At 66.3% G+C, this 25,913-nt stretch carries 22 protein-coding genes and 3 pseudogenes; 13 read left to right on the top strand and 12 right to left on the bottom strand.

Annotated features, from left to right (window positions below; translation table 11 throughout):
- Positions 1–407, top strand: a 407-nt coding sequence (locus ACFWBD_RS26030; RefSeq protein ID WP_385671286.1) for a hypothetical protein, incomplete at its 5' end; no start/stop codon positions are given.
- A gap of 236 nt (positions 408–643) precedes the next feature.
- Here ACFWBD_RS26030 and ACFWBD_RS26025 read toward each other — a convergent pair.
- Together ACFWBD_RS26025 and ACFWBD_RS26020 are read right to left on the bottom strand one after the other, a co-directional pair.
- Positions 644–1,258, bottom strand: a complete 615-nt coding sequence (locus tag ACFWBD_RS26025; protein ID WP_385671283.1) for a TetR/AcrR family transcriptional regulator — start codon at positions 1,256–1,258, stop codon at positions 644–646.
- Between the two features lie 51 nt (positions 1,259–1,309).
- On the bottom strand, positions 1,310–2,821 hold the full coding sequence (locus tag ACFWBD_RS26020) for an FAD-dependent monooxygenase (RefSeq protein WP_385671280.1): 1,512 nt from the start codon (positions 2,819–2,821) through the stop codon (positions 1,310–1,312).
- Positions 2,822–2,885: 64 nt separating this feature from the next.
- Here ACFWBD_RS26020 and ACFWBD_RS26015 point away from each other — a divergent pair, with 64 nt between their 5' ends.
- The 3 genes and pseudogenes from ACFWBD_RS26015 to ACFWBD_RS26005 all read left to right on the top strand — a co-directional run.
- Positions 2,886–3,296, top strand: coding sequence for a recombinase family protein (locus ACFWBD_RS26015; RefSeq protein WP_385671301.1), 411 nt, complete (start codon positions 2,886–2,888; stop codon positions 3,294–3,296).
- Between the two features lie 89 nt (positions 3,297–3,385).
- Positions 3,386–3,904, top strand: coding sequence for a hypothetical protein (locus ACFWBD_RS26010; RefSeq protein ID WP_385671277.1), 519 nt, complete (start codon positions 3,386–3,388; stop codon positions 3,902–3,904).
- 355 nt (positions 3,905–4,259) lie between these two features.
- Positions 4,260–4,367: pseudogene (locus tag ACFWBD_RS26005) on the top strand (IS3 family transposase); the annotation flags it as partial.
- Positions 4,368–4,503: 136 nt separating this feature from the next.
- Here the strand turns inward: ACFWBD_RS26005 and ACFWBD_RS26000 are convergent.
- Together ACFWBD_RS26000 and ACFWBD_RS25995 are read right to left on the bottom strand one after the other, a co-directional pair.
- Positions 4,504–5,274, bottom strand: coding sequence for an alpha/beta fold hydrolase (locus ACFWBD_RS26000; protein WP_385671274.1), 771 nt, complete (start codon positions 5,272–5,274; stop codon positions 4,504–4,506).
- A gap of 278 nt (positions 5,275–5,552) precedes the next feature.
- Positions 5,553–8,075: a LuxR C-terminal-related transcriptional regulator gene (locus ACFWBD_RS25995; protein WP_385671271.1), complete on the bottom strand. Its 2,523-nt coding sequence runs from the start codon at positions 8,073–8,075 to the stop codon at positions 5,553–5,555.
- 580 nt (positions 8,076–8,655) lie between these two features.
- Here ACFWBD_RS25995 and ACFWBD_RS25990 point away from each other — a divergent pair.
- Both ACFWBD_RS25990 and ACFWBD_RS25985 read left to right on the top strand, forming a co-directional pair.
- Positions 8,656–8,952 (top strand): alcohol dehydrogenase catalytic domain-containing protein, encoded by a 297-nt coding sequence (locus tag ACFWBD_RS25990; protein WP_385671269.1) that lies wholly within the window; start codon positions 8,656–8,658, stop codon positions 8,950–8,952.
- A 38-nt stretch (positions 8,953–8,990) separates the two neighbouring features.
- Positions 8,991–9,572 (top strand): NADP-dependent oxidoreductase, encoded by a 582-nt coding sequence (locus ACFWBD_RS25985; protein WP_385671266.1) that lies wholly within the window; start codon positions 8,991–8,993, stop codon positions 9,570–9,572.
- Between the two features lie 19 nt (positions 9,573–9,591).
- On the opposite strand, the pseudogene ACFWBD_RS25980 reads toward ACFWBD_RS25985, so the two are convergent.
- From ACFWBD_RS25980 to ACFWBD_RS25965, 4 genes and pseudogenes are all read right to left on the bottom strand, one after another.
- Positions 9,592–10,246 (bottom strand): annotated as a pseudogene (locus tag ACFWBD_RS25980) (Tn3 family transposase).
- A 46-nt stretch (positions 10,247–10,292) separates the two neighbouring features.
- Positions 10,293–10,616, bottom strand: coding sequence for an integrase core domain-containing protein (locus ACFWBD_RS25975; RefSeq protein WP_385671263.1), 324 nt, complete (start codon positions 10,614–10,616; stop codon positions 10,293–10,295).
- Between the two features lie 76 nt (positions 10,617–10,692).
- Positions 10,693–11,109 (bottom strand): annotated as a pseudogene (locus tag ACFWBD_RS25970) (IS3 family transposase); the annotation flags it as partial.
- Between the two features lie 92 nt (positions 11,110–11,201).
- A complete protein-coding gene (locus tag ACFWBD_RS25965; RefSeq protein WP_385671260.1) occupies positions 11,202–11,531 on the bottom strand; it encodes a transposase in 330 nt (109 codons plus the stop codon).
- Positions 11,532–11,902: 371 nt separating this feature from the next.
- Between ACFWBD_RS25965 and ACFWBD_RS25960 the strand changes: the two genes are divergently transcribed.
- On the top strand, positions 11,903–12,715 hold the full coding sequence (locus tag ACFWBD_RS25960; RefSeq protein WP_385671257.1) for a LuxR C-terminal-related transcriptional regulator: 813 nt from the start codon (positions 11,903–11,905) through the stop codon (positions 12,713–12,715).
- A 293-nt stretch (positions 12,716–13,008) separates the two neighbouring features.
- Here the strand turns inward: ACFWBD_RS25960 and ACFWBD_RS25955 are convergent, their stop codons facing one another.
- Positions 13,009–15,174, bottom strand: coding sequence for an MMPL family transporter (locus tag ACFWBD_RS25955; RefSeq protein ID WP_385671253.1), 2,166 nt, complete (start codon positions 15,172–15,174; stop codon positions 13,009–13,011).
- A gap of 1,049 nt (positions 15,175–16,223) precedes the next feature.
- Here ACFWBD_RS25955 and ACFWBD_RS25950 point away from each other — a divergent pair.
- On the top strand, positions 16,224–16,409 hold the full coding sequence (locus ACFWBD_RS25950) for a hypothetical protein (protein WP_385671250.1): 186 nt from the start codon (positions 16,224–16,226) through the stop codon (positions 16,407–16,409).
- Between the two features lie 230 nt (positions 16,410–16,639).
- Here the strand turns inward: ACFWBD_RS25950 and ACFWBD_RS25945 are convergent, their stop codons facing one another.
- Positions 16,640–17,314, bottom strand: coding sequence for a formylglycine-generating enzyme family protein (locus ACFWBD_RS25945; protein ID WP_385671247.1), 675 nt, complete (start codon positions 17,312–17,314; stop codon positions 16,640–16,642).
- Between the two features lie 219 nt (positions 17,315–17,533).
- On the opposite strand from ACFWBD_RS25945, the gene ACFWBD_RS25940 reads away from it, so the two are divergent.
- The 4 genes from ACFWBD_RS25940 to ACFWBD_RS25925 all read left to right on the top strand — a co-directional run bounded on the left by ACFWBD_RS25940 (position 17,534) and on the right by ACFWBD_RS25925 (position 21,335).
- Complete coding sequence (locus ACFWBD_RS25940; RefSeq protein WP_385671244.1) at positions 17,534–17,953, top strand: hypothetical protein; 420 nt, start codon at positions 17,534–17,536, stop codon at positions 17,951–17,953.
- A 323-nt stretch (positions 17,954–18,276) separates the two neighbouring features.
- Positions 18,277–19,551: an MFS transporter gene (locus ACFWBD_RS25935; RefSeq protein WP_385671241.1), complete on the top strand. Its 1,275-nt coding sequence runs from the start codon at positions 18,277–18,279 to the stop codon at positions 19,549–19,551.
- A 442-nt stretch (positions 19,552–19,993) separates the two neighbouring features.
- Positions 19,994–20,410 carry a GNAT family N-acetyltransferase gene (locus ACFWBD_RS25930; protein ID WP_385671298.1) on the top strand — a complete coding sequence of 139 codons (417 nt, stop codon included), beginning with the start codon at positions 19,994–19,996 and terminating at the stop codon, positions 20,408–20,410.
- Positions 20,411–20,948: 538 nt separating this feature from the next.
- Positions 20,949–21,335, top strand: coding sequence for a DUF4158 domain-containing protein (locus ACFWBD_RS25925; RefSeq protein WP_385671238.1), 387 nt, complete (start codon positions 20,949–20,951; stop codon positions 21,333–21,335).
- 961 nt (positions 21,336–22,296) lie between these two features.
- Here ACFWBD_RS25925 and ACFWBD_RS25920 read toward each other — a convergent pair.
- Together ACFWBD_RS25920 and ACFWBD_RS25915 are read right to left on the bottom strand one after the other, a co-directional pair.
- Positions 22,297–22,851 (bottom strand): GNAT family N-acetyltransferase, encoded by a 555-nt coding sequence (locus tag ACFWBD_RS25920; RefSeq protein WP_385671235.1) that lies wholly within the window; start codon positions 22,849–22,851, stop codon positions 22,297–22,299.
- Positions 22,852–23,119: 268 nt separating this feature from the next.
- Positions 23,120–23,560, bottom strand: a complete 441-nt coding sequence (locus ACFWBD_RS25915; RefSeq protein ID WP_385671232.1) for a hypothetical protein — start codon at positions 23,558–23,560, stop codon at positions 23,120–23,122.
- A gap of 847 nt (positions 23,561–24,407) precedes the next feature.
- Between ACFWBD_RS25915 and ACFWBD_RS25910 the strand changes: the two genes are divergently transcribed.
- Positions 24,408–25,544, top strand: coding sequence for a M15 family metallopeptidase (locus ACFWBD_RS25910; RefSeq protein ID WP_385671229.1), 1,137 nt, complete (start codon positions 24,408–24,410; stop codon positions 25,542–25,544).
- The last annotated feature ends 369 nt before the right edge of the window (positions 25,545–25,913 follow it).

The following is a 25,913-nucleotide window of genomic DNA, read 5'->3' as shown; positions in this document are numbered from 1 at the left end:
GCACAACCTCAACCTCGCCGGATAGTCGGCAGGCTCCGACGGCAGCCAGCCTCATCCCGAACACGTCAAAGATCATTTACGGGACAAGTCTTAGCATCTCCACCGGCCTGGGTCACAGCGCGGAACTTCTTCCCGACCGCATCTCGTACTCCACGATGAACGGCGCCGAGCGACGCCGATACGTACAGTTCGTCTACGAGAAGCGCAGCGACCCGTCGTTCTCGTGGGCCGCCGGCATACGGCTGGATCAGACAAAGATTCTCAGCAAGCTGGAGATGTACGGCCCCAATCCCTCTGCCACCGACAAGCTCTGGTCCTATGACTTCGGCTACGGAAGTGGCGCCACTGGCCGCGTGCGTCTGGAGCGTTCAGCTCCGGCGTCAACGAAGGCCGCATCACTGATCTGAAGCTCCAGAAGCGGATCATGGCCGGACGTGCGGGGGTCCCGCTGCTCCGTCACCGCATCATCCTCATGGCCCTGCTCCGACGCCGCTATGTGTGACGGAGCGTCACCGGCGCACGGTGGCACACTCCAGCTTCACGGAAATCTTGCCAGAGCCACCCAAAGAAGTACGCCGACAATGCGCACGCTGCGGACGGCAGCAGGAGCAGGGAAACGGCAATATGCGCGGGCTCCTCAGCCTCAGCCCGCCGCCCCCGCTGGTGGGTTGTGGTCGCGCAGGGCGAGGAACGCCTGGTCCACCAGAGAAGGCAGGTCTTCGGTTCCTTCGCTGTCCACCCAGATGGTGAGGGCGGTGGTCAGTGCGGCCAGCGCGGCGGCGGCGACCACCCGGGTAGCCAGTTCACTCCGGGCTGGTCGGCGGGTGCTGAGGGCCTGGGCGAGCAATTGCTCGGAGGCGTACTGGTTTACCCAGGCCCGGGCGCGCAGGGCCGGGGTTTTCAGGACGAGCCGGGTGCGCACCAGGAGGGCTTCTTTGTCCGTGGCGTAGACGGCTTTCAACCCTTGGCCCAGTGCCTGGTGCAGGGTGGTGAGCGCATCCTCTTCGGGCGGGCGCTGCGCGATGAGCTGGATGATCATCGGGTCGTAGTCGTCGGTCTCGACGACGGTCTCTTTGGTGGGAAAGTGCCGGAAGAAGGTCATGTGGGACACGCCTGCGGCAGCGGCGATTTCCTCAACCGTCGTGTTTTCGTAGCCCTGGCTGAGGAACAGCCGCAGGGCGTGCTCCTGGATGGCGCTGCGGGTCTGGGCTTTCTTGCGGGCGCGCAGACCCGTCGGCTGGGGCGGGGGTGCGGTCATGGCTGTCTTTCTTCCGGGAGTCGGTGTCCGAGCAGGGTGGTGTTGCCGGGGCTACCGGATTCCGCCGTGGTCAAGCACGCGGGTCAGCCACCGGTCCAGCTCATTTGGGGAGGTCCCGCGCCAGGCCAGATGAGCGTCGGGCCGCACCAGCATGACCTGCCCCCGATCGGCAGAGGTCAGAACGGCCGTCTTCGTGTCTCCCAGGTGCCGGAGGGCGATGGCCGCACAGCCCTCGCCCGTGGTGGTCGGCGCGACAAGGGCCCACCGGGATCCGAGCTCCGCGTGCAGCCGGGTTCGGCTGCCGTCCTCCCGGGTGCACGGTAGATCGGGGACCCGGTCACCGGCATGCAGACCAGGGCCGGGCAAGGCTGCCAGCGACCGGCCGGCCAGCGGGCCGCGGCGGTAGTTGACCTTCAGCTGAGAGGATTTCTCCCAGATCAGCCGCTGGATGAGCGGCCGGTTCATCAGCGGGACGAAGATGCGGTCGCGCACCGCCCGGCCCAGCAAGGTCTGGCCCACGATCATGCGGGTCATGCCGCTGGTGGACTCCAACACCTCCTGGGCGATCGGCCGACGCTCGGCCTGGTAGGTGTCCAGGAGCGTGTCTTGGGCGCGGTTGGTGGCGACGAGAGCAAGCTTCCAGGCCAGGTTTTCGGCGTCTCCCAGGCCGGTGTTCATGCCCTGTCCGCCGAATGGGCTGTGAATGTGCGCGGCGTCCCCGGCCAACAGGATCCGCCCGCGTCGGTAGGTGGAAGCCAGGCGGCGGTGGATGCGGAAGGTTGTGGTCCACAGCGCCTCTCGCACCGCCGCTGCGGGCAGCCCCGCTTCGTCGCACAGCACCTTGGTGAGTACGGCCAGCACGTCGTCGGCGTCGAGGTCTTCTCTGGTTCCAGCAGGGGACGGGGCCATGAGCCGCCACAGGTCTGTGCCGGGCAGGGGGAAAGCCCCGACCATCTGGTCTCCGCGCAGCCACACCGACACCGCATCATGGGGCAGCGGCAGCTCGGCCCGCACGTCCGCGAGCAGGAAGCGCTCGATAACGGCCACTCCGGGGAACTCGATGCCCGCCGCCTTGCGCACCCGGCTGTGCGCGCCGTCGCATCCCACCAGCCAGTCTGCGTGTATCTGCTCGCCGGCGAGTCGGATGGCCACGCCGTCAGGGTCCTGGTCGGCGGTGAGCAGTTCCTGTCCCCACTCCACCTCGACTCCCAGGTCCGCGAGTCGCTGCCGCAGTCGTGCCTCTACCTCGGCCTGGGACATGAGCAGGCCGGGCCGGGTCACCAGCTTGGTGCGCTGGCCGACCTTCAGCCGGGCCATGAGTTTGCCATCAACGTGGGTGAGCACCTGTCTGATGGGCACTGAACGCTGCGGCAGATCCCCCAGCGCCCCGAGACGGTCCAGGACTTCCGAGCCTCGGGGCTGCAATCCCAGGGCTCGAGAAGTCACTGAAGGCCCCGATGCCCTGTCCACTACCCGGACCGCCACCCCGTTGGCGCGAAGTCCGCACGCCAGGGCGAGCCCGGTGGGGCCTGCTCCAGCAACTACGACGACGGGAACATGCATGCCAATCTCCTAGCGTTATTGACTAACATTCGTTAGACGCTAACCCGAGTTCCAGGCAAGGTCAATACCTCTCCCATGCCAGTCCGAGTGTCGGGAAACCCTCGGCGCCGAGCTGCGCGAGCGCAGCTTCGGGCTGCACGTCATCGAGCAGGGCATCGATACGTCCACAATGGAGAGGACGGCGATGTTCGGGATGCTGTCCGTACTCGCCGAGCTCCAGCGCGAGCTGATCGTGGCGAACACCAACGATGGGCTCGCCTCCGCACGGGCCCGCGGGCGGGTCGGCGGGCGTCGGCCGCGCCTCACCGAGGACCAGGCCGCGCTCGCCCAACGTCTCTACGACGAGCGGGAGAAGACCCTCCAGCAGATCGCCGACATGTTCGGCGTCCCTCTCTCCACGGTGTACGGACACCTCGACAAGACCAAGACCGTCCCACGCCGACCGAAGAAGAGCACAGTCACGAAGCCGAGATAGCTACCGGTGGGTTACTTGCCCCCTGGTGTCCGGGCTGGGACTCCGGGGCCGAGCAGATCCGCACCTGGTTCGGCCGGCCGCCGTGGGACATGGGGCCGGCCGCCGCCGACGCGTACTTCGGGAAGGTGCTGCGGCACTCGCCGAGCGGCACCCGACTGGCCCGGTCGCAGGCTCTCACCACGTACTTCTTGTTCCTGGAGCTGCGGCACAAGGTCGAGCTCCACCGGATGACCGGCCGGGTGGTCGAGTGCCCGGTCGACGAGATGAACCGGCCGCGCGGGGCCAAGGACGCCCAGCTGCGGATTCCTCCGACCGAGCCGGAGGTCGAGATCCTGTTCACCGGCTGGGGTGGTGAGCTGGCGATCTGCCGCAAGTTCGCCCCGACCGCCCGGAACTACACCGCGGCGAAACTGGTGTCCCAGGTCGGCCGGCGGGTCAGCGAGGCATGCAAGCTCGGCCTGGCCGACATCAAGTGGAACCTGAGCCGCCTTGGCAAACTCCACGTCCTCCGTGGCATGGGCACCCGCGGCTCCGACCCGCGCGAGCGGATGGTGCCCCTGATCAACGGCGCCGACCGCACGCTGCGGTGGTTCATCGAGGACGTGTAGGGCCGGTTCGACGACGACCACACCCGCCCGGGATCCCGATTGTTCCCTTCCGAGCGCAAGAACGCCGACGGCTCCTCGCGCCGGGTCGGCGACGACAGCTGCAGGTCGACGGGCTGGCGGTTTTCGATGTCCATCAGAATCGTGCCGTAGTTGTGGCCCCTGTGCAGCCCGAAGTCGTCCACCTCGAGCACCCGCAGCGTCGAAGTCTCGGGCTCCGGAAGGCGACGGATCAGTCGCAACAGCGTGGACTTGCTCACCCCGGCCGGCGGCAACGCTGAAAGACCTCGCTGTTGGGCGGCTGTCTAACGAAGAACTTCTTCCCGGCAGGGGGTGACGACGGTGGCGACGGTTCCACCTCGCATCCCGGCACAACTACGGCGTCCCACGCGTCACCGCCGCATTGCGCCGACAGGGCCAGCTGGTCAACCGCAGGCGGGTGAAGCGGGTCATGCGGCAACACGGCCCGGGAACAGCCGGCGCACCGGACGCAACGGCCTCGCGCGCCGAGGAGGACCCGTTTGCGGGGCAGGTCGAAGTCAGCTCGGCTGAACATTTGACTCTTCAGCATCTTGATCTTGGTGTTGTGGCCTTCGGCCGCGCTAAAGCTGTGGCGGGGCGTCGGGGGCGGGCCGACCCGTAGCCCCCACCAAGGCGGACAGGTATTCGGGGTGCTCTTCAACCACGAGGTGTCCGGCTCCTGCGAGCACATGCAGTTCGGCGCCGAGTACGGACCGAACGGCTGGGCCGATCCGCCCAGGAGGGAGGAAAACGTCGTGCTCCCCGGTGACGATTAGGCGGGGGATTTGCCGCGCGGGCAAGGTGGCAGTGCCAGGCGCCCCGCTGGAGCGGGAATGTCGGGCGACCAGTGTCATCCAATTCACCAGTTCCTCGCGGGGTGGGTGGCCAGGCGCGAGCATGGTGCGCAAGAGGCGGGCGCTGTGTGTCGGTGCGGGCCGAAGGAACCAGCCGGCCGAGGCTGCCAACACTGCGGGGGTCAACCTCAGCCGGGTGAGTCCGGCAGGGGACACGAGGACGAGCCGGTCGATTCGGGGAGAGGCGCTGGACAGGGCAATGGCGGCACCGAAGGAGTGGCCTATCACCACTACAGGATCGAGCGAGATCTTCTCGACCACCTCGCCCAGCCACCCCCCGTACCAGGACAACCGGCCGCCGGAGAGACCGCGTTCGCCAGAGCTGAGACCGGGCTGGCCCGGGACGTCCACCAGCACGACCCGGTAGCCGGCGGCGACCAGGGCCGTGGCCAGCGGCAGGGACGCGGCGGCGTTGAAGTTGGTGCCCGGGACGAACACGACCGTCGTGGCGCCGGAGCCGGCAAGGACCACGTGGGTCTGTGCGTGCTTGGCCGTCACTGTCTTCCGTTCGTGCGGCACCGGCCACGCGGCGAGCTGGTCGAGGCACCAGCGTCGGATGAGCTCTCTGCCCGTCGTACTGCGGTATAGCGAGTCCACGTTGCCAGCGCGCCTCACCTCGGCATCCTCCTGGTTGGGACCGCATTCACGTGGGCGGCGGCCGGTGAGCGTCGAATCCCGAAACGCCCGGTACTCAGCGACCTGACCGCCCCCATCGCGTACCTCATGAAGATGGCATACCGGAGGGATCACAAATCGATCCTCGAGTTCCTCTGCGGTCAGCCCTTCGGCGTGGTTGCCGCTTCTGCCTTCGGTGTGATCTGGTACGCCAGTTCCCGGCGGGAAGTGATTCCGAGCTTGGTGTAGATCCGCTGCAGGTGGTTATCGATGGTTCGCGTCGAGACGTGTAGTTGTTCGGCGATCTTTCGGCTCGGGGCACCGGATGCTGCGAGGGTGGCCACTTCACGTTCTCTGTTGCTCAGAGGCTCACGCAGCTTGAGGCCGAGCAGTCCGGGCGTAACGGCTCCCTGACAGTACTTGGCAAGGTCGGCTGAAATGTTGGCCGCCGCAGTCGCGCGTCGTGTCTTTCCCTCTCGCTGATACAAGTTCGCTGACGCTGCCGCAGCTTCTGCGGCTATGAGCAGCGCCCCGATCTGTTCGAGGTCACCCGCCGCCGCCAGCAGCGCATCGCTGTCCTGCCTGGCTGTCGCCTGTGCGAAGCGAAGTTGCGGTCCGCTGTATGCGCCGTCGCAGTCGTTCGCCAGTTCAGCGAGTCTCCCTGCAGCTCTCGCGGCTGCCCCCAGACGCGCAGCTTCGGTGAGCAGCATCATCTCCGATGTGACTGCCCCGGCTGCGCGAGCTCGTCCGGCTGCCTCGAACAACACCTGGCATGCAGCGGTTGTCATGCCGCGCGAGGCGAGAAGCCACGCCTTCCCAAGGGAGTCCTCCCCGGGTAGGAAGAACACATCGGGGTACGTCTCGAGGTCGGCCAGTACATCTTCAGCTTCTTGCGTCCGGCCCAGCACGGCTGCTGACGCAGTCAGTCCCGCTGCAGCCGGCCTCAGTACGATCGGTATCCCTTCGCCCAGCCCAAGTGCGAGGGTTTCGGTGAACCAGCGGTGAGCATCTGCGATTCTGCCCTGCAGCCAGGCTGCACGCCCCATGTCGTAGGACAGCCATGCTGCTGGCTGAGTAGCGTTGTCGGCAACGGCTTCACGGTGACCACGCTCAGCTGCTCTCTGGGATCCGGCAAGGTCGCCTCTGGCTGCGCAGGCAAAGGACAGTACGGAGAGTGCAGCTGACGGATGCTGAATAGCGACGCGCTTGCTGGCGTCGAGGTGCTGCCTGCGGGTGCGTGTGGCGAGTTCAACGGCTTCCTCGGTTCGCCCGAGGGCGCTGAGACCGAGCGCTCTCATACCGGCGGCATAGAGTCGCAGCCGTTCCTCAGGTATCTCATCGACGGATTCGAGCAGGCGCGTGCCTTGACGTGTCTGTCCGGCGAAGACACGCATCGCTCCCTCGTTGATGCGCAAGGCCGCCTGCGCTGCGGGATCGGTCGTTGCCGCAAGTGCATGGGTGTTGATCTGCAATGCTTCGTCAGCGCGCGCTGCCCAGAACAGGTTCTGGGTGCGTTCGATCGTCACCCGGAGTCGCTCAGCCATGTCGGGGGCCGTCTCGTACGACTCCTTCAGGATGCGCTCGGAGTCGTCGAATCGATGGAGCAGGTAGTACGCCTCTCCCAACAGAAGCCGTGTGGCGTGCGTGGCTCTGTCCGCTGGGAGGCGCTCCAGCAAGTTGAGAACGTGGTCGTAATCGTGGCTGTAGCGGGCAAGTTCTGCCGCCTGCACTATGAGGTCAGGATCAGCCGTCCCCGTCGCTTCCAGCTGCCACGTCGCGACCCGCAGTACGTCATCAAGGCGCTGAGCGCCGTGAGAGAGAATTCGTTGTGCGCAGTCCGTCAGGATTTCGACGCGCTGGCTTGTCGCCATGCCCCCGCGCAGCACCTCACCGTACAAGGGATGTGCAAGCGTTGCTGACAGCCGGCGCTGAGAGGTATGGACGTGAATCAGGTCGGCTTTCTCCAGGGTGGTAATCACTTGTGGTGATGTGAAGCGGGTCAACTCGCGCAGGCCGAGCGGCTCGGCCACAGCCAAGGTCTCCAGGACCTTCATCGCTTCGGGCTCCATCCGGCTCAGGCGCGTGTGCACAAGCTGACGCAACCGTGGTGTCCCGCCCGCGTCTGCCACTGTCTCCACCAGTCGCCACAGTCCTCCGCTGCGCGTCAGGACACTGGCATGCACCAGTCCGAGCACCAGTTCTCGCAGAAAGAGAAGATTGCCCTTGGAGTAGCGGTGGAGTTCGTACGAGGTTCGCCGTTCCACGACTCCCCCGAGTACCGAACTCAGAACCTTTTCGACGCCGTCCTGACTGAGTTCGTTGAGCGCTACGTGCGCGATGCTTTCTGTGCGGTCGAACGCGAGAGCAGCTTCAGAGAGAGCTACGTCTGATCGCAACGTGCCGATCACAAATATTCTTCCCGAGTCAATCAGCTGACCGACGAGAGTGGCGGATGTTGAATCGAGCAGATGAATATCATCTATGAGAAGAATATATTCGCGTCCTTGGCCCTCGAATGCCTCTCCTGCGGCAAGAAAGGCGGCTGGGGGGTCCGAGAGATTGAGCCCCCGCGGCAGGAGATGAGCGATCGCACCCAGGGGGATCCTCGCGGCAGCCGACGTGGCAGTCGCCCGTCCGCCGCGGTAGCCGGTGTCGAGGGCCCGTTGCCACACGTGTGCAGCCACACGTGTCTTGCCGACGCCTGGGCGTCCTCGCAGCAGCACGCCGTGGCACGAGGGATCAGCCAGCGCGCGAGCGCACGCCGCAATTGCGGTATGCCGGCACACAAGGGGCCACAGCCGCTCGACCTTTTGCTCGCTATGTGAGAGAGACATGAACAGGGACCTCACAGCGGGACATGGCTCATCGAAGACGCTGCCGGAGGCACGCGCCCGAGATCGGGTTGAGTGCAGAGTTGTGTTGACGTAGTGCTAGGAGGGCCAGCCTGGGACGAGCTGGCCAGGCTCTCCGTGATGCTGTCCCATCCAGTTCAGGGCGCGCATGAGTAGTTGTTGCTCACTCCGCATCCGTTGAGCCCTGGCGAACCCGAGGATGGACGGCGATGCTGGATCGCGAAGAGGACGTGGTGACTTACCGGCCTGGACTCATGCTGGTCACGGCCCTGCCCACCCTGGACCCTGTGGGTGTGAAGCTGCCGCCGTCGGCGATCACGCAGAGTGAAGCGTGCCGACGGTTTGAGGGAGTGACGGCGCGTGGTTTAAGGCACAGGAGGGTCCGCTGCTGGAAATCTGATATTGATCGCATATGCGCAAAGTGATTCAGCGGGGTTTGGGCGGTCCTGAGGCCCTTGAGGTCGTCGAGGTCGATGTCCCCGAGCCTGGGATGACCGAGGTTCTCGTCGAAATCGAGGCGGCGGGGGTCAATCCCGTCGACTGGAAGGTCCGCCAGGGAGGTCTGGGGTATCTTCCCTTTTCGGTCGGTTGGGACGTGTCCGGGGTCGTGAGAGGGATCGGCCCGGGGGTGACCAGGTTCCAGGTCGGGGACGAGGTTTTCGGCATGCCCCGGTTCCCGCTCGAGGCGGGGCCTATGCAGAGTTCGTGACCGGGCCGTCACGCCAGTTCGCTCTCAAGCCTTCCGGGATGAGCCATGTGCAGGCGGCGGGTCCTTCCCTGGCAGGTCTTACCGCGTGGCAGGCCCTGGTGAGCACGGCCGGGCTGGAGGCCGGGCAGCGCGTCCTGATTCCGGCGGGGGCCGGCGGTGTCGGCCATCTGGCGGTCCAGATCGCGAAGAGCCGCGGGGCGTATGTCATCGCGACGGCGAGCACAACGAAGCATGACCTCGTCCGTGGCCTGGGAGCTGACGAGGTGATCGACTACAGGAGCGTGGACGTCGGCTCCCATGTAGCTGATGTCGATGTCCTCCTGGCCACCGTCGCTGGCCAGCTCCAGGAACTGGAGGGGACGCTGACGCCTGGCGGCTGGGTCATTGCCCTGAACGGCGCGGACGCCGAAGTGGTGAACCTGTTGTCGAACCGGGGGTTGCACGCCGTCTTCATGCTGGTTGAGCCCGACCGCGCCGACTTGGAGGCCCTCGCCGCCCTGGTCCGATCAGGCGCACTCACCGTGCACGTCGACCAAATCTTCCCGCTGGAGCATGTCGCCGAGGCACATCGGTTCGGCGAGCAGGGACAGTCCACCGGAAAGATCATCCTGACCCCGTAGAGCCAGCCGCACCCACAGGTCAGTCGTGAGGCTCGGGCAGGGCGAGTCGGGGATCGAATGGTTCGGGCGGGACGTGGAGGCCGTCGGTGGTGTACTCGCCGAAGCGTCGGATGTTCTCGCGCCGGTGCGGGCTGAGGACGGCCAGGTCGGCGGGAGTGATCTTCCAGCCCTCGGCGGCCATCGTCCGCAGTACGGCGGTCATGTCGACGACGGTGGAGAAGATCACGGAGCCGGCGACGAGGTCGAGGAATTTGATGCTCTTCTCCTGCCGCTCGGGGTCCCGGCTGCTGAGAGCCCTGGTTGCCGAAGGCCAGCCACTTGGTGAAACCGTTGTACGACTCCGCCTTGTTGGTCGCGCGGGCGATCTGCTCGCGCAGTGTGAGGTCGGAGAGGTAGCGCAGAAGCACGATGGTGCGCTGGGCCCGGCCGAGTTCGCGGTAGGCACGGTAGATGCTGTTCTTGCGCGAGTGGTTGCCCAGGCGCCGCAGGAGGGTGACGGAGGAGACCGTGCCCTCCTTGACGGAGAGCGCGACCTGCATCAGGTCGGGCCAGTGGCGTTCGATCAGGGCCCAGCGCACCGTCTGGCGCGGGTCAGCGGCGAACAGAGTGTCGATGTGGGTGTAGGTGACGCCCGGGTCGGGGCGGTAGAAGGTGAGGTCGTGCCAGTTGCGGATCCTGGGGAGCAGGTCGATGTCAATCCCCTTGCGCCGTGGAGATCTTTCAAGCGGCTAACTCCATTGTGGGGTCGGCCTGATGGTCTCGTTCGTAGTCGATCGGGCTCCGGTATCCGCACACGCTGTGTAGCCGACGGGTGTTGTAGAAGCCTGTGGTCCAGGTGGCGATCTTCAGCCGCGCATCTGTGCGGGTGGTGAAGGTGCGCCGGTGGACGTACTCGACCTTGAGCACGCTGTTGAACGCCTCGCAGACGGCATTGTCGAAACACGAGCCGACACGGCCCATGGACTGGGTCACGCCGAGCCGGCGGCAGGCCCGCCTGAAGCGCCGGGACTGGTATTCGCTGCCGCGGTCCGAGTGGAAGATCACGCCCCCTGACGTCGCCGCCGCGGGTGGCCGCGGCCATATGCAGGGAGGCGACGACCAGCTCCGCGTCGTGGCGCTCGCCCATCGCGTAGCCGAGCATGCGGCGCGAGAACAGATCGATCACGGTGGCCAGGTACAGCTTGCCCTCGCTGGTGACGATCTCCGTCATATCCCCGGCCCACACCTGGTCGGCAGCGGTGGCGCTGAAGTCGCGGCGAACGAAGTCCGGGAACGCGGGCCGCTTGCCCGGCCTGGTCAGCCCCCGGCGCCTTCGGATCTTGCGTCCGGCCAGGCCGAGTTCGGCCATGAGCTTGGCGACGGTGTTCACCGATACCCTCCAGCCCTGGCGCACGAGCGTGATCCAGACCTTCGGGGAACCATACGTGCCGCCCGACTCATCGAAGATCTGCCGGATCGCGTCGGCCAGCTTCCCGCGCCGCACCTCGCGAGCGGTGACGGGCTGGCTGCGCCACTTGTAGAACCAGGACTCGCTCACACCCAGCGCACGGCACGTCAGGGTGTGCGGAATGTCCTGCTCGGCCTTGCAGTCGCTGATCACCCCGGCCACCTGGGCCGGGTCCGCCGCAGCTACTTCACCCACAAGGCTATGCAGCGTTTGAAGACATCACGTTCCATCTCCAGCTCGCGTATCCGCTTGTTCTTCTCGCTCATCTCCCGCCGCAGCTGCTCCAGCTCGGCGCGCTCGGTTTCCCGCAGCCGGCCACCGGAGGCAGCAGGCGCGGGCCGGTCGGAGGAAGCAGAGCCGTTGCGCCGCCACCGCGACACCCAGCTGTGCAGCGTGCCGGAGTGCACGCCGAGCTCCTCGGCGACCTCCGGGATCGGCCTGCCCGTCTCGATCACAATGCGTACAGCACCCTCACGGAACTCAGGTGTGTACGTCCGTTGCTTGGACCCCATGAACCTCAACTTCCCCTGCATTCACGGACTCCACGCTACGAGGGGAGGGTCACTGCTGCACTCCCCTGAACGATCCCAGAGCCAATCCAGGGAGCACCCTAACCAGCGAAGACAACGACTCGAGCAGGCGGGTGCATCGCTACACAACGTCACCCGAGGTCTGATCACACTCCGTCTACGAGTGGCGGGTTTCGGGCGTATCTCCTCCAACCTCCCACTACTGGCGCCCCGGCACCAAAGTCACCGTCACAGCTGCGCTGAGCGGTGTCGACACGGGCAACGGCCGATACCTGTCCCGGGACATCTCCACCACGTTCCTCATAGGCAAGGCCCGCATCACGCGGATCGACCTCGCCGCACACCACCTGACGGTGACCGAGAACGGCCGCACACTGCGCACCCTGCCGATATCGGGCGGCGGCCCGGCCACCCCGCGACTCGCCCTGTGCGGTCTCGCAGCGGCCGCCGCGCAGGTGAACGACACGGTCAGTGCGCGGAAGGCCATTGATGAAGCAGCGCAGTACCCCCATGTCGGCCTGTTTGTCGGAGAAGACGACCTCGCCACAGCCTGGCTCCACGTCGCCGACGGGAAGCTCGCCGCCGCGCGCGAGGTACTGGAGGCTGCCGCGGCTTCGGCACGTGCATCCGGAGTTCTGAGTTCTGAAGCCGCGCTCCTGACCGATGTCGCCCGACTGGGCGGCGCACGGCAGGCAGTGAAAAGACTCACCGAGCTCGCAGATGTTTGCGACTCGGCATTCACCCGCGCTCGGGCAGGTTTTGCCGGAGCGCTGGCGGCAAACGATCCGCCTGCCTTGGAAGGTGCGTCTGCCTCGTTTGAGAAGATGGGAGCAGACCTGCTCGCAGCGGAGGCATCCGCAGCGTGGAAGCGCGTGGGCGAGTCCCGCAAGTCCACCGCCGGCGTCAACCGGACTGCTCAGCTTGCTGTCCGGTGTGAAGGTGCCCGCACTCCCGGCTTGACCACGGCGCTTGAGCCGGCTGCGGCGCTGTCGGCCCGTGAGCGAGAAATTGCTGTCCTGACCAGCTCAGGCGCCTCGGCGCAACCTGTGGCAGAGACTCTCTCGATTTCCCGGCGGACCGTAGAAAACCACCTCTACAGCATTTACGGCAAACTTGGCGTTTCTACTCGTGCAGAGCTCAAGAAGGCGCTGGAGGCAACGAGCTGAGGCACTCGGCTCGTGCGGTGTGCGCGGCCCGGTCGACCAACGCCCCCGCAGGGGCGCCTGACATAGTGTCGGCCGAACCGCCGGCAGCGAAGTCGACATCTTGCCCGCACTTCGAGAGCCAGAGAGTGATGGCCGTGCTGTCTGCAGCGACAGCACGGCCATCCTTTCAAGCGGCGGCCTCGTCCCCACGGGCCGCCGCTTTCCGGGGCGCGCCTCGAGCAGATGGTGCTCGGGCGTGTGCGGCGTCGCCGACCGCACCGCACAAAGCCCCGAGTCTTCGGATCGTCCCGGATTCAGACGGGGATCAGTCCGCGGTCCTCCTCCGAACCACCCGGGCTCCGGGACAGTTCCTTGTCGAGCTGCTCGCCCTCCACGTCGACGTTGGGCAGAGTCCGCTCCAGCCGGCGCGGCAGCCACCAGGCCCGCCGGCCGAGCAGAGCCAGCACGGCCGGAACGATCGCCATGCGGACCACGAAGGCGTCGAAGAACACCGCGATCGCGAGACCGAAACCGATCATCTTGATCATCTGCTCACTCGAACCGATGAAGCCCGCGAAGACCGCGATCATGATGACTGCCGCCGCGATCACCACGCGGGCACTGTGACGGAAGCCGGTGACGATGGCGTCCCCGGGCCGCTGGCCGTGGACGAACGCTTCTCGCATCCGCGTGACCAGGAAGACCTCGTAGTCCATGGCGAGACCGAAGACCACACCGATCATGAAGATCGGCATCATCGACATGACCGGACCGGTCTGCTCGACGCCGAACAGCGAGCCGAGCCAGCCCCACTGGAAGACGGCTACGACGGCGCCGAGCGCGGCGACGACCGAGAGCAGGAAACCGAGCGCCGCCTTGAGCGGCACGAGCACCGAGCGGAACACCACCATCAGCAGGAGGAAGGCGAGGCCGACGACCAGCGCGAGGTAGGGCAGCAGGGCGTCGCTCATCTTCTGCGAGAAGTCGGTGTTCAACGCGGTCGCACCGGTGACGTAGACGTCGTCGCTGCTCTTGTCCCGGATCTCGTGGACCAGGTTCTCGGTGGCGAGCGAGGACGGCCGGTCCTTCGAGATGACCGTGATCATCGCTGTGTCGCCGGCCTTGTTGAAGGCCGGTGTGGTGACGGCGGCCGCACCGTCGAGATTCCGGATAAGCTTGACCGCCCGGTCGGCCTCGGCTTTGTCGCCGTCGACGACGACCGTCAGCGGGCCGTTGAAGCCGGGTCCGAAGCCGTCGGAGAGCAGGTCGTACGCCTTGCGCTGGGTGGTGCTGACAGGCTGCGAGCCGTCGTCGGGCAGGCCCACCTCCAGCGAGGCGGCCGGCACGGCGATCGCGCCGAGGCCGACGACACCGACGAGCAGGACGGCGACCGGGTGGCGGAGCACCAGACGCGCCCAGCGGGCTCCCATGTTCGGCTTGTCGGAGACGGCCCTGCCCTTGCGGACCTTGCGTCCGAGGACCCGGTCCCCGGCGAAGCCCAGCAGGGCCGGAATCAGGGTGAGAGCGATGAGCACCGCGATGACGACTGTACCGGCCGCGGCGAAGCCCATCTTGGTGAGTATGGGGATGTTGACGACGGCCAGGCCCACGAGGGCGATGACCACGGTCAAGCCGGCGAAGACCACGGCCGAGCCCGCCGTGCCGGCGGCCCGTCCGGCGGCCTCCTCCTTCTCGCGCCCCTCGGTGAGTTCCGCGCGGTAACGGGAGACGATGAACAGCGCGTAGTCGATGCCGACCGCGAGGCCGATCATCATGGCGAGCGTCGAGGTGGTCGTGCCCAGGTCGAGGGCGGCGGCCAGCGCCGTGATCGTGGAGATGCCGATGCCCACGCCGACGAGCGCGGTGAGCAGCGGCAGACCCGCGGCGATCAGTGACCCGAAGGTGACGACCAGGACCACCCCGGCGATCACCACACCGATGATCTCCCCGGCCCCCGTCTCCGGCGCGGCCTGCAGCGCGTCGCCGCCGATCTCGACAGTGAGCCCGTCGTCCCGGGCCTGCGCACCGGTCTTCTTCAGGGCGTGGAGGGTGTCGTCGGTCAGCTCCATGGAGCCGGCCTTGTAGGTGACGGACACGTACGCCGTCGAGCCGTCCTTCGACACAGCCTGCGCCGTGTACGGGTCGGTGACGGAGGCGACCTGCCCGGAGCCGGACTTCAGCGCGGCGACCGCGCCGGCGACCTCGGCCCTGGGACCGGCGTCAGTCATCTTCTCGCCGTCGGGCGCCTTGAAGACGACGCGGGCGGTGGCGCCGTCGGCACTGCCACCGGGGAAACGTTCCTCCAGCAGGTCGAAGGCCTTCTGGGCCTCCGTGCCGGGAACGGAGAAGGACGAGGAGGTGGCAGCCGGCGCGGACGCCGCGCCGAAACCGGCGAGCGCCAACAGGGCCACCCATATGAGGGCAACGAGTCGGCGGCGCCGGAACGCCAGCCGTCCGAGCCTGTAGAGAAACGAGGCCACGAGGGCTCCCTGTTCATCGAGGGGGACGAGAGGAACAGGGTCGGCCTGCCTTCTTGACCACTCAGGTCAGAGAACTGCGCCGCACATCAGGTGCGGGTCCTCTCAGGTCCTCATCGTCCTTCCGGCTCTGAGCCCCTCACATGAGTAAACGATGCTTAGAAATCCCGGTAGGGCAGGTTCGCCGGGGGATGTGACGGCGGATCGTGATGCCCTGATTCTTCTGGCCGGTGTGGTCGGTGCAGCCGAGGGCAGGACGGTGAGTGGGCCTCCGGTGATCACCACCGGCTCCACCGGCGATCCTCAGCCGCGGCCACATTCCGGGCGATGCCGGATCGGGTACGGTCGCCACGACGCCGACGCCGACGTCGCGGCCCAGCAGTATGCCCAGAACTGCTCAGTCACCGTCACTCTCGCGCGCTGAACAGCACTCTGGCTTGTCGCCAAGGGATGGCGACAGGCCAGGAGCAGCTCCACGGTGCTGTCGGCGGCAAGGAGACCGCCGGCAAAGGCGGTCGACGTGGCTGGCTGAACAATCAGGGTCGAGAAGTGCCTTCGGCTGGGTGGTCGGGGATCGCCGTGCTGGGATCTCCCCCGGTCTGCGGCGGCTGTGTCAACTCCCCCCCGGTTGGCGCCGGTTTCGGGCTCCGGTTGCCGCGCCGCTGGGGCCTGCCTCCTGCCGTGCTGCGGGATCGGGGCCGGGCGCCGGAGGAGGTGCCGTGGCGTCTTCGGCTGAGGCGCCGCCGTGCTCCGCCTGGCCACACCTGCACTGCGCGCCTTGTGAGCCTGCCGGAAAAGCACGAACCGGTCGTGTCCCGCTTCGTGGTGTAAGCGACCTTGCTCGACGGGTTCCGGTAAGCCGCGCGTCGGCCACCCCATGGGACACAGCTCCCGGGTCGCGCAGCGGCTGACCTGCCGTCAGCGCCATGCGCGGTTCCGATCCGCGCCGATGCGGCGATGACCTGCGGATTCCGACGCCTTGATCCGCTACACCACCTGGCGGGACGCCACCGCGGCTGGACGTCCCCCTGCGGGAGAAGACGTCCTGGAAGATGCTGTACGAGTCCGTCGCCCAGGCAGATGAAGTGCTGTGCCTGAACGTCGTCGAGGACCTGTACCCGGCGGACAAGCGCGGGAAGATCACTGCCGGAGGCGGAGCGATCGAGTGGATTCGCTGCCAGTCCGGCACCGCCCAGTTGCTGCCCGCCTCATCAACCGGCGCACCCGCAGCCCGCTGATCCTCACCAGCCGCAGAGCCCCCAGCCGGGACTCCGACGCTGGACGGGTGCCCGGCGACCGGCCGTGCCCGGCTCTCCTACCGCCGAGCCGAAGAGATCTTCGAGGAGAACAGGCGACAGTGATGAGCTTCTGGACGATGCCGTCTGCAATAGGGGGCCGCAGGGGGCAGAAGTCGTCCCTCAGCCGACTGGGCGGATCGCCACCCAGGCGACACCGCACTCGATTTAGATCAACTCATGACGGAGCGGGCGACGCGAAATCCAACGTCGTCGACTTGGAAGGTCGGATGGCTGCGGCGTCGCTCGGATGCCCGGCAGCTCCAGTGTTCGTCGAACCAGCCGCCGCCCCGCAGTACCCGGTAGCTGCCGTAGACCTCTGCGTCGTACACGTCCCAGCACCAGTCCCAGACGTTGCCGAGCATGTCGTAAAAGCCCCACGGGTTGGGCACTTTGCCGCCCACGTCGTGGATTCGCTCGTCGGAGTTGCCGCGGTACCAGGCGATCTCGTCGAGCGGCCCGTAACGCGGGCCGGTCGTGCCGGCACGGCAGGCGTACTCCCACTCGGCTTCGGTCGGCAGCCGGTACCCATCGGCTGACGCGTCCCAATCGACGCCTTCGGCCTCAGCATGGAGACGGTAAGCGGGAGCGAGTCCCTCAAGCTGGGACAGGCTATTGCAGAACCTGACCGCGTCCCACCACGAAACTCCCTCGACGGGCAACGCGTCCCCTTGCACGGCACTTGGCCACTGGCCCGTGACGTCGGCGAACACCGCCTGGGTGATGGGAAAGACACCGAGCTTGTAGGGCGCGAGATCGACCCGCCAGTTGCGTTGCGTCCGCCGGTCCGACAGCGCTACTTGCCCGGCCTGGACCGCGATCAATGGGTTTCGTGCGCTCATGTCCATGGGCCTGCGACCTTACCGCGCGCCTCCACGGGCCTCGCCGTCCGCACCGCAGGCCACCACCTGAGGCCTGCTACCCCTGGTTCTCGGGCATCTGCCAGCCGGACACGGCCGCGGAACCTGCTGCTCTTGTAAGTAACGATTACTCAGTTCCAAGCAACCGTGCATCATCTACGTTGGTATTCCATCGACCGCCCCCGATCTTCCAAGGAAACAAGTAGAGTGAGTCGCATTCTGGCGCTACCGCTACTTTTTCGCATGACAGCTTTTCTCGAGCTGGGATATATGCTCCTGGGCCTCCTTCCGCCTTTCATCCTTGAAGGCATCACCGGCTGGGACCTGACCGCTGACGGCCACTGGGTGACAAAGCTCCTCGCTGTCTCGCTTGGCGCACAAGCCTGGATTGCGTGGCAGCTGAGAGACAAACCAACTCTCAGCGTAGCTCGAGGTCTGGCCTTCTATCAGGTGGCAAGTGCCACCGTGGACTGGCTCATGTGGATCGCACTGTCTGACCATGGGATATTTTCCAACCCGACCAGCAAGGTGATCGTCTCCGCGGCCATCCTTACTCACTACGCTCTGGGACTCCTCCTGATCGTAACAATCCGCCGGGCCGGCCGAGAGAATCCTGTCGCACCGTAGCTCAGCCAAGTGAAGGAGATGCCATAAGCGACACGGGCACTGTCACCCAGTAGATCTTCGCGGAACTCTGTCTCCCGCAGTCAGGGGGTCGGACCATATATTGGTCCCGGAAATCCACTGAGATATTCGGGGCTGACTCTTATGCTCCCTGGCGCATGGCACACACTTCCGGAGGGGACGCATCGAAACGCCCTCCCGATTCACGGCAGCCGTTTCGGATTTCGGGGCCAACAGCTTGGTGTGAAACTCGGGCGACTGGCAGGCATGGCCCTTCTATCATCGGGTGCTGAACATTTGACTCTCCTGCTCTGATCGGCCTCGGTGTGAAATCCCTGATTCCCGGCGTGCTGCGTGATGAGCCGCAGTTTGCCTGTCTGTTCGTCGGGCAGTCCCTGTCCGTGCTGGGCGACCGTATGTCGTTCGTGGCAGTGCCCTTCGCGGTGCTCTCGGTCGGCGGATCCGCCTCTGACGTCGGACTGGTGGCGGCTGCAGGGCTGCTGCCCATGCTGCTGTTCACTCTGGTGGGCGGGGTATGGGCAGACCGCTTCCAGCGGCGCCGCATCATGCTGGTTTCCGATGTGGTCCGGTTCGCGACTCAAGGCATGACCGCCGTGCTGCTGCTGACCGGCATGGCCGAGGTTTCGCATCTCGTCCTGCTGATGGTCGTGTTCGGCACAGCGGACGCATTTTTCATGCCTGCCTCCACCGGGCTGATGCCGCAGGTCGTCTCGCCCGAACGGCTCCGGGAGGCGAATGCCCTCCGCGGATTCGTCCAGTCGTCCGGACTGATCCTCGGACCGGCCCTGGCGGGCGGCCTGCTCGCGCTGGCCGGCCCAGGCAGCGCCCTGGCCCTGGACGCCCTGACCTTCGCAGTCAGTGCCGCGTTCCTGGCCCGGCTGCAACCGCGCGAGACACCGCCCGAGCCCGGACCGGTGACCACCCGGGGCAAGTTCTTCAGGGAACTGCACGAAGGCTGGGTGCAGGTGCGTACCCGGACGTGGATTTGGTCCGGCATGGCAGCCATGGCGGTCTACCACGTCATCGTGCTGCCGTCGGTGTTCGTGCTGGGTCCTGTGCTTGCCGAACAAGAGTGGGGCGGTGCAGCCAACTGGTCAGTCGTGGTCATGGCCTTCGGTGTCGGCTCGATCGTCGGCGATGTAGGCGCCTACCGGCTCAAGATTGCGCGCCCCATGGCCGTCGCGGCCGCTGCGCTTGCGGTGGCCTCCTGCCAGGCGGTGATCATCGGATCCGGCGGCTCGCTCCTCCTGATCGCGGTGCTCGAAGCGGTTACCGGTGTGGCCGTCTCGCTCTTCTTCGTTCTGTGGGAGACCGCGCTGCAGACACACGTGCCCGAAAGCGCGTTGTCCCGTGTGAGTTCGTACGACCACCTGCTGTCGGCGGGACTCATGCCGCTCGGCCTGGCCCTTGCCGGTCCGGTGTCCGACTCCCTGGGCATGCGGCCCACCCTGTACGCGATGACGATCATCGCGGTACCCGCCGCCCTTGCTCTGCTGTGCGTGCCTGCCGTGCGACACCTTCCAGCGCATGCATCGGGCACTGGCGGCGCCCGGACTGTCGCAGAGCCAAGCCTGCCGTAACTGACCCGCTGGGGGCTCGCTGCACCCCATGGCCAGTCACCGCGTTCCTGTGGCCTGTGAACCGCTCCGGGCCTGAGCTTGACTCTGTCGGGGATCTTGGCGTTTCGCGGTGCGGCAGCATGGTCAACGGGCATGCTCGGGTAGTTCCGATGACCGATGCAGTTGTCGAGGTGCCCGTTGTCCCTCTGAGGTTCCCGACTTGTATTGGTCGTAGCGGAGCGCGGTCGGGTTGGCCGCTCGTAGCGTTTCCGTAGGACGCTGGGTCGGATGGCTCGACTTGAGCGCTATCCGCCTCCACGCTCCAGCTGACCTGCCGATTGCCGATGCTGCAGAATGCATGGCAAGCGAAATCATGCGGCGATGGCTTCAGCTTCACGATTCTTGATCGCATCGGCAATGCCTGGTGAGCCGCCGCCATAGGAGGAGTAACCCGTTGGACTACATGATCGACGACAGCCCCGGCCGGATTAATGTGGAACTGGTACACGGATTCCTAACGACCCATGCGCCATGGGCCAGGAACATACCGCGCGAGACTTTCCTTCACTCCTTGCAGACCTCCCTGTGCTTGGGCGCCTACGCTCCTGATGGCAGCCAGGTCGGCTTCCTGCGAGTGGTCACCGACCAGGCCACCTTCGCGTGGATCTGTGACGTCTTCGTGTTGCCTGAACACAGAGCTCACGGCATTGGCGACGCGCTGGTCAAGGCTGCCCTGGAACACCCGCAGACAGCTGGCGTCCGCCGAATACTCCTGGCTACAGAAACGGCACACGGGCTCTATGCGCGCTCTGGATTCGTCGCCGTCCCCGACAACCAGTACATGGAGATCGCATACAGCCCGCAACAGCTCTGGCCATGAGGCCGATACCGCGCTGCACAGTTCCTGAGACCGTGGATCTCGTCCTGCCTCGCGCCGCAACAGAGACGTGAGCAACACCTACTGATCTCTTCGGATTGTTGTCGGGGGTGGTGACATGTGGTGATCCCTGCGGTAGGCCGGTGGTATGCGGTACGCGCAGGGCGGTGGCCTGACCGCGGAGCGGCGTCGGTCTCGCGAACGGACTCGGTACGAGGCCGGCGAGCGGTTTGCCCGTTGCGAGAGAACCGCGGCGGTCGGTGGAACGCTGGCGTCGCGCCTGGCGTGAGGGCGGGATGGCCGCGCTCGCCGGCCTCGCCTATGCGGCTTGCTGGTCGGCTGCAGGCGGTGACACCGAGTACGGCGGCAGCATATCCGGAGCTTGAGGCCGTACCTGAGGCCACTTGGTGTCCGGAGGAGATACCTGCGAAACGGGCCATTTGATCACGCTGTGTAACTCCTAGCTGCGGGGCGTGTCCGCCGCAGGATGACGATCCGTGATGATCGTAGGCACGGGACGAAGTAGTGTGCTGCCGACCATGTGATTGGCGGTGTGGTTGTGGCGTCTGTGGAGCGGACGGCGTATCCGCGGTTCAAGCGGATCATCTCCGATCGCGAGCTGGCGCATTTCTTCACCCCTGATGAGGCTGAGATTGCGTGGGCGGCGAAGCGGACCCATGACCGTCCCGAGTCGTTCCTCACGCTGCTGGTGTTGCTGAAGTCCTGTGCCAGGCTGGGCTACTTCCGGCCGATCTGGCGGTGCTCAGCCCCTACCGGCGCGAGAACGTACTCCGCTTCGGCAACTACACCACCGACCAACTCCACATACCCCCGCCCTCCACAGCATCAACGGGGAGTCGTGAGTTCCCAGATCGACCAGGGAGCCAGCCCCGGCGCGGTGTCGGTTGTCGAAGGCTGGCAGGCGTAGTACCGCCCGGAAGGTGATGGCCGGGCGGACGCGATCTGTGGCAGCAAGGGGGTCAGCGGCTCGGCGGTGGCAAGGCACCACAGGCGCACCCCATGGTTGTACTCGACCACGGCCGTGGTCCTGTCGGTGCTGATCGTGATGCTGTTGACGAGCTCATCGTCGTGGCCCGCTATGTGCAAGATTCGGAGCGAGTCCAGACTGATGTGCCCCAGGTCTGATGGAGTCGGGTTGCTTGGTTCCAGGCTCCTGGCGGGGCTCGGAGTTCGTACTCAACCGGGCCGGGTATACCCAGCGCGGAGTGCCAGCGCTATTGAGCAGTTCGACCTGGACGCGTGCCCAAAGGAACTCCATCATCGCGTTGTCCACGGAGCCCCGACGGAGCCCATCGAGGGCGGCCGGCCGGAGGCCCTCACGCGCTGGAGGGGGAACGCCCAGGACCCGAACTGCACTCCGCGATCGTCGGATGCCGCGAGCGGCTGCACGTGCGCGTGGCCCGTCCGGCAGGGCGAGGGCCCGGGCCTGGCTTCCGCGGTGAGGCCGAGACCGCGCACCGAGTGCAGGCGCGCCGCCTGTGGAGCCTTGTCGTCGAGGAGCATCTGCAGCATCGCAGTCCTCAGCCGGGGCGTGCAGCGCCCGGCCCCCGGTGCGGTCCAGGACCAGCCGGGCCGCCCTCGCGGCGTGTTCCAGCACAGAGTGCGTCGACAACTCTGCGCGGCCCGGCGCGTTCCAACCACAGGGCCGTCGGCACGGCCCGGCGCCCGCGGTGCCGACGGCCGCTCCGGGCGCACCGGCCCGGGCGTGTCCCGCCGCTCGCCGTCCGCCTCGACTCTGACCATTAGGTTCGGTCGTCGTCGACGAGCCGGACAGCACCGCCGTGACCTGGCTCTCCACCCTGCCGTGCTCATGGGCCCCGCACGGGCTGGGTCGCAGTGGACCGCAGTGAACCCGTCCTGTCTGTTGATCAGGAAGCGCGCCCGCCCACGTCCGCTTGGATCCACCGGTCGGCGAGCAGGCCGAAGAGCAGGTCGTCGGTCCATTCGCCCTTGATCCAGGTGTATGCGGGACGCCGCCCCTCGATCTGGAAGCCGACTCGTTCAAGGAGCTGCGCGCTTGGCACGTTGCGGGCGTCACACTCCGCTGACACGCGGTTCAGGCCTCGCGTGAAGAGGTCGTCCAGCACGGCTCGCACCGCTTCGGTGGCGTAGCCGTGCCCTTGGCGGTCTCGGGCAAGGGTGAAGCCAAGTTCAGCCTGCATCCGGTTTTCGTGCAGGTGTACGCCGATATCGCCGATGAGACAGCCATCGGCTTTGAGTTCGATCGCGTACTGGAACCATCCAGGCCGTCTGGGGTCGCTGTCGGCGAACTCCTGCACGAGCGAGGTGGCGGACTCAAGTGATACCGGGGCGGTCCAGCCTTGATAGCGGGCGATCATCGAGTCCGAGCGGTAAGCCGACAACGCTGGTGCATCGTCGGGCCGAAATGTGCGCAGGTGGAGTCGGGGAGTTTCTAGGAGCATTTCGTCAGCTTTTCACAATGAAGTGCATTGGCATAGCCCTTTGCCTCGCGGCGGGCCACCCTGATGCTCTTCCGGGCTGGCCGCTTGCCAGTCACCGGCGAAGCGTTATCCCCAGCCATCGGCGAAGCGTTATCCCCTGTCATCGGAGAGCGCCGGAAGGCGGGATCGGCTACCTGATCGGACCTGCCGGATATCGCGCTCCGGGAAGCCACGGAGGTGATGACGCATGTGGGCCATGGGTCAGACGAATACGCTTGGCGGTCCGCGGTCAAGCACTTTTTGCCTCGGCGATTGACGTGCGGAGTTGGTCCAGGAAGGCTCGCCCGTCAGAATTCTCGCCGAGTCCGACATATCGCGACCCTGCGTGTCCATCCGACCACACCCCGGTGGCACTCACTCCGGAGTCAATCTCTGCCGCCAGCCGGTACGATTCGATGCTGATCGCGTCGAGTCGTGCGGAACTCACATGCACCCCACGGTTCTCTCCGGCGACGGCCACAATGAGGTACCGAGGCGTGACAAGAACAACCGTCCGGTGTTCAGTGTCGGAGTCCGCCGACCCTGTAAGCCGTGACATCAGCCCGGGCTTCTTGAGGCGCACGCTGCTGGTGTCGCAACAGTGCAGCGCTGCGCTCGTGGTCACGCCGAGTTGATTCTCCTCGGCATGCGCGTCCATTTCGGCGCGGAGTGATGCGTCGATCTCTGACACGTCACAGAGTCTGCTGGTGCGCTCGTACAGACGATTCACGCTTTCCCTTCATGTGAGTCGCACTCAGATATTGATCCGGCACTCAGTCCTTGCGCACGATCAGCCGCACCCGCGTCCTTGAGCAGGTCACCGTCCAGGTGGGCCACCCGCGCGCAGTCGCGGATCCCGTCGCCCGGTTCGGCGGCCATCGTCCACGCTGGAGGCGGAAACCCCCGAACTCGGTTGGAGCCGGCGGGCCTCGACAGCGACCGAGCCACGTCCAGTCGCTGCCACCCTGCCTCACGAAGTCCGCAGGCCGGAGAGTAATCGGTACTCAGAACAGCAACTGAAGCGACTGAAGCCTCCTATATGTAACGCACACACGCACACATGAATGTCTTCATATACCCGGAGCTTGGGTCTCTTGGGCCACTGCCGGATCTCTCCCATTTCGTTGACCTGCAGCTTTGTCTTGCTTGTGGCAGCGATCGAACGGTCGCTGAGTGGCTGCGCCGTGGGTCGCCGACTCGGTGCGTCCCGCTGCGGCCCAAGCGACTGAAGCAACTGGGCGTCCGGCCGCGAGCCGGCGGCCGCTTCGCTGTATGGCCGGCTCCGGCCGCGAGTCGCTTCGGTCGCTCCTCGGCTCCGGGTGCGGCCGAGATATACCCACATGCTCTGCCGGCGTCGTGTCCCTGGCCGTGATCGAGGCCTCAAAGAATCTTCCGGCCTGTGTCATCCGGATCCGCAACGGATGGGGTTTTAGAGGGTGGAATGACGTGCCCGCCTCTCTGCGGAACTTCTCTCATTTCCCCCCTACTTGACCGTTGCGTTCCCGCGACGGCACTGTCTGCCCGGAATGCGAGGACCGATGTCACGGAAGCCCAATCAGTTCAAGGCGATACGGAACCTGCCGCTGGTATCGGTGCTGAGCACAGCCGCCCTGGGTGCGGTGGCCATCGCGGGTGGTTCCGTGCTGCAGAGCTATCTTTCCGCCGCCATGCCGCGGACGGCGACGGGTGTATCGGTGACCGTCAGCGGGCCCCGCGCGGTGACGGTCACGAGCGAGCACCCCGAGACGCTGCAGGTTGCCGTGACCGCTCCGGCCGCAAAGATTGCCGGGACTCGGGTCAACTGGCAGAGCCGCGCGGCTGGAACCTCTTCGTGGCGCAGCATCGGCACCCTGCGTCTTGACGCGACGGGCCGAGTCTCGGTGCAAGTGTCGCCGTGGAAGCCGACCGACTACCGGGCGGCATTGGCCGGCACCACGGTCAGTGCCCCGTTCCGGGTCGCGACCCGCCCCGCAGAGGAGCCCGTTGCCCACTCGCGGGGGGCCGTGGAGCCCCACTTCAGCGTTGTCGCCGACCCCGCCCAGCGGCCACGCGCCGTCGGGACGGGGGCCAACGCTGTCGTCTCACCGATTCCCGGCCAGGTGTGGGAGCGCATGGCAGGCGTCTCCTTCACCGAGGACTGCCCGGTGGGCCAGGAAGAGCTCCGCTACGTCCAGGTCAACTACTGGGGTTTCGACGGTTACCGCTACCGCGGAGAGATCGTCGTCCATGTCTCCATCGCCGAGCAGACCGCGGCGATCTTCACAGACCTCTACCGCCTGCGTTATCCGATCCGGCAAATGCGGCTGGTCGACGACTTCGGCAAGGACCCGCTCAAGGGTGCTGATGACTACGCGTCGATGAACGCCGACAACACCAGCGGCTTCAATTGCCGCTACGTCGACGGCAAGGAAGCGCAGCGCGTGCTCTCCCCGCACGCCTGGGGCATGGCGATCGACATCAACACCTGGGAGAACCCTTTCGAGGCCCGGACGGGAGTGTTCCCGCACTCCTACTACCTGGACCGCAGCCGCCCGCACCGGGCTGTGCTGGACGGCCCTGAGAGCCCGGCCGTCCAGGCCTTCGAAGGCCGGGGACTGCGATGGGGCGGGCGCTGGAGCGAAAGGGACTACCACCACTTCCAGACGGCTGTTCCGTCCCGGCCCAGGGGGAAGTGACGTCATGGCTCCGTCCCCTCCACCACCTCGTCGGCAGTCCTGGAGCCCGCTGGCGCGTCTGCGGACTCTCTTGCCTCTGGCACCGCGGACCGAGTCGGTCCCCGATTCCTCGTCGATGGCAACCAAGGCCAGCGCAGCAGTCACACGGTCACAGGTGGCCCCGTTCGAGCCGGGCAGGAGTGCCGGCTTTGAGCTGGGCGGCACATGCCTCCGCGGGGAGCCCGTCATCGAATCCAACCCATGTGGAGCCAACTGGAGTGCCACCATGCACAACACCATCAGACATCAGACCAACGGGTCGGCGTCGATGCCCGCGCGCATTGCGGCCACGAGAACGGCGGGTGCCGGCTGCCTGGGCCTGATCCGCAG

Origin of the sequence: Streptomyces sp. NPDC060002, from assembly GCF_042737245.1 — a bacterium.
In the GTDB taxonomy this organism is placed as follows: Bacteria; Actinomycetota; Actinomycetes; order Streptomycetales; family Streptomycetaceae; genus Streptomyces.
This window is presented reverse-complemented; position numbering and strand designations above follow the sequence as displayed.

What these genes read in the sequence shown, in the direction of transcription:
- ACFWBD_RS25930 (WP_385671298.1), top strand. Translation starts at nt 19,994, where the DNA reads ATGATCGACGACAGCCCCGGCCGGATTAATGTGGAACTGGTACACGGA.
- ACFWBD_RS25950 (WP_385671250.1), top strand. Translation starts at nt 16,224, where the DNA reads ATGCTGTACGAGTCCGTCGCCCAGGCAGATGAAGTGCTGTGCCTGAAC.
- ACFWBD_RS25985 (WP_385671266.1), top strand. Translation starts at nt 8,991, where the DNA reads ATGAGCCATGTGCAGGCGGCGGGTCCTTCCCTGGCAGGTCTTACCGCG.
- ACFWBD_RS26010 (WP_385671277.1), top strand. Translation starts at nt 3,386, where the DNA reads ATGGGGCCGGCCGCCGCCGACGCGTACTTCGGGAAGGTGCTGCGGCAC.
- ACFWBD_RS25945 (WP_385671247.1), bottom strand. Translation starts at nt 17,314, where the DNA reads ATGGACATGAGCGCACGAAACCCATTGATCGCGGTCCAGGCCGGGCAA.
- ACFWBD_RS25965 (WP_385671260.1), bottom strand. Translation starts at nt 11,531, where the DNA reads ATGGGGTCCAAGCAACGGACGTACACACCTGAGTTCCGTGAGGGTGCT.
- ACFWBD_RS26025 (WP_385671283.1), bottom strand. Translation starts at nt 1,258, where the DNA reads ATGACCGCACCCCCGCCCCAGCCGACGGGTCTGCGCGCCCGCAAGAAA.
- ACFWBD_RS25910 (WP_385671229.1), top strand. Translation starts at nt 24,408, where the DNA reads ATGTCACGGAAGCCCAATCAGTTCAAGGCGATACGGAACCTGCCGCTG.
- ACFWBD_RS25990 (WP_385671269.1), top strand. Translation starts at nt 8,656, where the DNA reads ATGCGCAAAGTGATTCAGCGGGGTTTGGGCGGTCCTGAGGCCCTTGAG.
- ACFWBD_RS26020 (WP_385671280.1), bottom strand. Translation starts at nt 2,821, where the DNA reads ATGCATGTTCCCGTCGTCGTAGTTGCTGGAGCAGGCCCCACCGGGCTC.
- ACFWBD_RS25920 (WP_385671235.1), bottom strand. Translation starts at nt 22,851, where the DNA reads ATGCTCCTAGAAACTCCCCGACTCCACCTGCGCACATTTCGGCCCGAC.